Origin of the sequence: Pseudoalteromonas sp. S2893 (assembly GCF_005887105.1) — a bacterium.
GTDB lineage: Bacteria > Pseudomonadota > Gammaproteobacteria > Enterobacterales > Alteromonadaceae > Pseudoalteromonas > Pseudoalteromonas atlantica.
Map to the genome: position 1 here is coordinate 1 of NZ_PNCY01000004.1, position 4,352 is coordinate 4,352.

2 protein-coding genes and 3 tRNA genes are annotated in these 4,352 nt (G+C 40.4%); 2 read left to right on the forward strand and 3 right to left on the reverse strand.

Going from position 1 to position 4,352, the window contains the following annotated elements:
* The first annotated feature begins 356 nt into the window (after window positions 1–356).
* Both CWC04_RS01355 and CWC04_RS01360 read left to right on the forward strand, forming a co-directional pair.
* Complete coding sequence (locus CWC04_RS01355; RefSeq protein WP_138580053.1) at window positions 357–1,772, forward strand: alanine/glycine:cation symporter family protein; 1,416 nt, start codon at window positions 357–359, stop codon at window positions 1,770–1,772.
* Between the two features lie 184 nt (window positions 1,773–1,956).
* Window positions 1,957–3,552, forward strand: coding sequence for a BCCT family transporter (locus tag CWC04_RS01360; protein ID WP_138684426.1), 1,596 nt, complete (start codon window positions 1,957–1,959; stop codon window positions 3,550–3,552).
* Between the two features lie 503 nt (window positions 3,553–4,055).
* On the opposite strand, the gene CWC04_RS01365 is transcribed toward CWC04_RS01360, so the two are convergent.
* From CWC04_RS01365 to CWC04_RS01375, 3 genes are all read right to left on the reverse strand, one after another.
* Window positions 4,056–4,142 (reverse strand) — tRNA-Leu (locus CWC04_RS01365).
* 37 nt (window positions 4,143–4,179) lie between these two features.
* Window positions 4,180–4,253 (reverse strand) — tRNA-Cys (locus CWC04_RS01370).
* Window positions 4,254–4,272: 19 nt separating this feature from the next.
* A tRNA-Gly gene (locus tag CWC04_RS01375) sits at window positions 4,273–4,348 on the reverse strand.
* Window positions 4,349–4,352 lie beyond the last annotated feature (4 nt).

The following is a 4,352-nucleotide window of genomic DNA, read 5'->3' on the forward strand; positions in this document are numbered from 1 at the left end:
CTAAGGCTGCGCATCTTACGCTTTCCTATTTTTTTGTCAACACTTAATTTTTTAAACTTGAAAGTTTTTAAAACTAAGTTTTACTCGACTCACTGACTGGTTTGCTTGCCTCGCTAAGCGTTGCCTGCTCTGCCGTCTTAGTGGGGTCGCATTATAGGGAGAAACGTTTTATACGCAAGCGTTTTATTAAATAAAATTGCATTTAATTTATGCCCATAAGAACCTCACATTAAAAACACATGTTACCCACAAAAGCCTGTGGATAAGGCTGTTTTTTTGCTTTTAAAACTAAACTCTTTTGATTTGTTATGGTAAGTTGCCAGCACTTTTTCAACTCATGTACTTAGGTAGTATTCATGACAGATATAATAAATAGTATAAGTGCCTTACTTTGGGGCCAAGTTCTCGTCTACTTATTAATAGCAGCAGGTCTCTTTTTTACCATTCGGTTAGGCTTTATTCAATTCGTACAATTCCCACATATGTTTAAAGTTATGTTTGGCTCACGTAAATGTGGTGGAGATGAGATTTCTTCTTTTCAGGCTTTTTGTACTTCTTTAGCGGCGCGGGTTGGAACAGGTAATATGGCCGGTGTTGCCGTGGCACTTTATTTAGGTGGCCCTGGCGCTATATTTTGGATGTGGCTGATTGCTTTAATAGGTATGGCAACTAGCTTTGCAGAAAGTACGTTAGCACAAGCTTATAAAACTAAAGACGCTGATGGCAACTTTAGAGGCGGCCCTGCTTATTATATGGAGCGTGGTTTAGGCAAACGCTGGATGGGTGTGTTGTTTTCATTGTGCTTAATTTTAGCCTTTGGCCTGGTATTTAACGCTGTACAGTCAAACTCTATTGCTGCCGCATTTGAAGTAGCGTTTGATGTACCTAAGTATATAGTAGGCATTGCACTTGTAATTGGCTCTGGCATCATTATTTTTGGTGGATTAAAAACAATATCACGCTTTGCCGAAATGGTTGTTCCATTTATGGCGCTTGCCTATTTGCTAGTTGCTATATATGTATGTGCGATTAACTTTACTGCCCTGCCTGATGTTATTGTACTTATAATAAAAAGTGCTTTTGGTTTAGAGCAAGCAGGCGCCGGTGCAATTGGCTATGGTGTAACGCAAGCTATGATCCAAGGTATTAAGCGCGGTTTGTTTTCAAACGAAGCCGGTATGGGTAGCGCAGCCAATGCCGCAGCAACGGCAACACCTTATCCACCGCACCCAGCCTCGCAAGGGTATGTGCAAATGCTAGGTGTATTTATAGATACTATTGTGATCTGTACAGCCACTGCCTCATTAATCTTACTGTCTAATCAACTTGTGCCTGAATCGGGTGTATTAGGAATAGAGTTAACGCAAGCTGCACTACAAGAGCACGTAGGTGACTGGGGCACTTACTTTATTGCCATTGCCATTTTGTTTTTTGCATTTACCTCTATTGTCGCGAATTACTCATATGCCGAAACAAACCTAATGTTTTTAGAGCACAACTCTACTAAAGGAATGTTTATATTTAGATTACTTGTATTAGGTATGGTTATGTTTGGTGCCATTGGTGAACTAGGTATTATTTGGACACTTGCTGACATTTCTATGGGCCTTATGGCTATTGTAAATGTAGTTGCACTGTTTATGCTTTCAGGCGTTGTTGTGTGGTTATCAAAAGATTACAACGCGCAAAACAAGCAAGGTGTATTACCTACGTTTGACAAAGACAAGCACCCTAAGCTTGCCAAAGAGGTTGATCCTAACGCGTGGAAGTAACGCTAAATTAAAAAATTATTAAGCGAGCATTAGCTCGCTTTTTTTTTGCCTTTCAAACTACATAAAAATTTATTAATGTATTTCAGAGATATATACCATAATTAAATATCAGTAATAGGCGCTTTTTGATTTACTTACGTACTATAAAATTGAAGTTTGTTATCTATAATATAAAGGAGTCATGATGGATGACCAATTGAACAAATACAGTATTGACACTACCGATTATCAGGTAGGTCAAGATAACGTACAAAAATGGGGGTTTGATGTTCATAATCCAGTGTTTGGAATAAGCGCATTTTTAGTCATACTATTTGTTGCCCTTACCTTATTGCTTGACCCTGAAGTGGTCAGGGAAGCACTTACCTCAACTAAAGATGCCATTATCAATAAATTTGATAGCTACTTCATGTTGATTGCTAATGGTTTCGTATTATTCTGCTTTGCACTTGCGCTCTCCCCTCTTGGTAAAATTCGCTTAGGGGGTGTTGATGCAAAACCTGAACATGGTTATCTCTCATGGCTGGCAATGTTATTTGCCGCAGGAATGGGGATAGGTTTACTGTTTTGGGGTGTAGCAGAGCCCGCAGCCTATTTTACTGATTGGTACTTAATGCCAATGAACGCAGAGCCAAATACCCCAGAAGCTCACTCTTTAGCCATGGGTGCTACCATGTATCACTGGGGCTTACATGGTTGGGCAATTTACGCCATTGTTGCACTTAGCTTAGCGTTTTTTGCTTACAATAAAGGCCTTCCTTTATCTATACGCTCCGTGTTTTATCCCTTATTTGGCGATCGTGCTTGGGGTTGGCTTGGCCATGTTATTGATATACTTGCTGTACTCTCTACGCTTTTTGGTTTAGCAACGTCTCTTGGTTTAGGGGCACAGCAAGCAACAAGTGGTATTAATTATTTAATGGGCACAGACTACGGTACCGCTTTTCAAATTACAGTTATAGCACTCGTTACCTGTATTGCTATTGTTTCTGTTATTAAAGGCATTGAAGGGGGTGTGAAAGTACTTAGTAACATCAATCTTATATGTGCATTTATTTTACTTGTAGCCATAATATCGCTTACTTTTAGTGACTCAATTACAGCAATATGGTTTACCTTTGGTGCATATGTAGAACATATGGTTCCGCTTAGTAATCCGTTTGGCCGTGAAGATGAAGACTGGATGCATGCCTGGACAGTATTTTATTGGGCATGGTGGATATCGTGGTCGCCGTTTGTAGGAATGTTTATTGCCCGCGTTTCTAGAGGCCGTACCGTGCGAGAATTTTTATTAGTCGTCATTGGCCTGCCAACACTGTTAAGCTTAGTGTGGATGGGGGTATTTGGTAATTTAGCGATTTCACAAATTATTGATAAAGTAGGCCCACTTGGGCAAAACGGGTTAACCGATATCTCTGTAACGCTATTTCAGGTTTATGAGCAGCTTCCGCTTAGTGGCCTTATTAGTGTGATCTCAATTGTGCTTGTTTTAGTATTTTTTATTACCTCTTCTGATTCTGGCTCACTTGTAATAGATGGCATAACCGCAGGCGGAAAAATTGATGCGCCGGTACCACAACGTATATTTTGGGCAACGATTGAAGGGGCAATAGCCGCCGTATTACTGTGGGTAGGTGGCTCTCAAGCCTTGCAGGCCTTGCAATCGGGAGTAGTAACCACTGCGTTACCTTTCTCAATTGTGCTTATTTTAATGTGCGTGGCGCTTATTCAAGGTTTAATGAGCGAATACCCCATTTATAAGGCACAAACAAAGTTATAGCGTTATGTACTTTAGCAAAGCGGCCTTGTGTCGCTTTGCTTTGCACTTTATTTCCTACCTTACCTACACTTCAGCTAATACATTAACGAACGTATTTAATCATCAAGCTATTTAGCTTTGGCAATACACCTCTAAAACACGTTGTTTTAAATAAATAGAGCGCACATATCAGCGCATAACACCCAAGTGCTATTAATTGCACCTTTAGCTATCAAGTTTATATCATCCGGTAGTCGCGCATGTATGTAAATTGCTTTGATGAACTGAATTGGATTTAGACGGCAGCAGCAAAGGGATATAGGAAAAGTAATGTAGGTTTAATCAACTAACGCTAACTTGTAACAATACGTATGCTTTGCTTTAAGCACGATTGTCTTGTTTTAAGCCAATTGCTATTAATCTTTAAAGAATAGAAAAACATAAACAAAGTGATTGTTATATAAAAAATGGGTATTTATTTAAAATAGGGAGTATTTAATTTACTAAAAGGACTTTAGTAAAAGTGGTGCCCGAGGCCGGACTTGAACCGGCACGACTTGTTAGTCGAGGGATTTTAAATCCCTTGTGTCTACCAATTCCACCACTCGGGCATCGAGTTTGCTATTTAAAGCATGTGGAGTAGTTGAATGGAGGCGGAACCCGGAGTCGAACCGAGGTGGACGGATTTGCAATCCGCTGCATGGCCACTCTGCCATTCCGCCTTAACGCTTCCAAATAATTTGGAGCGGCACACGAGGCTCGAACTCGTGACCTCGACCTTGGCAAGGTCGCGCTCTACCAACTGAGCTAGTGCCGCATCA

What these genes read in the sequence shown, in the direction of transcription:
- CWC04_RS01355 (WP_138580053.1), top strand. Translation starts at nt 357, where the DNA reads ATGACAGATATAATAAATAGTATAAGTGCCTTACTTTGGGGCCAAGTT.
- CWC04_RS01360 (WP_138684426.1), top strand. Translation starts at nt 1,957, where the DNA reads ATGGATGACCAATTGAACAAATACAGTATTGACACTACCGATTATCAG.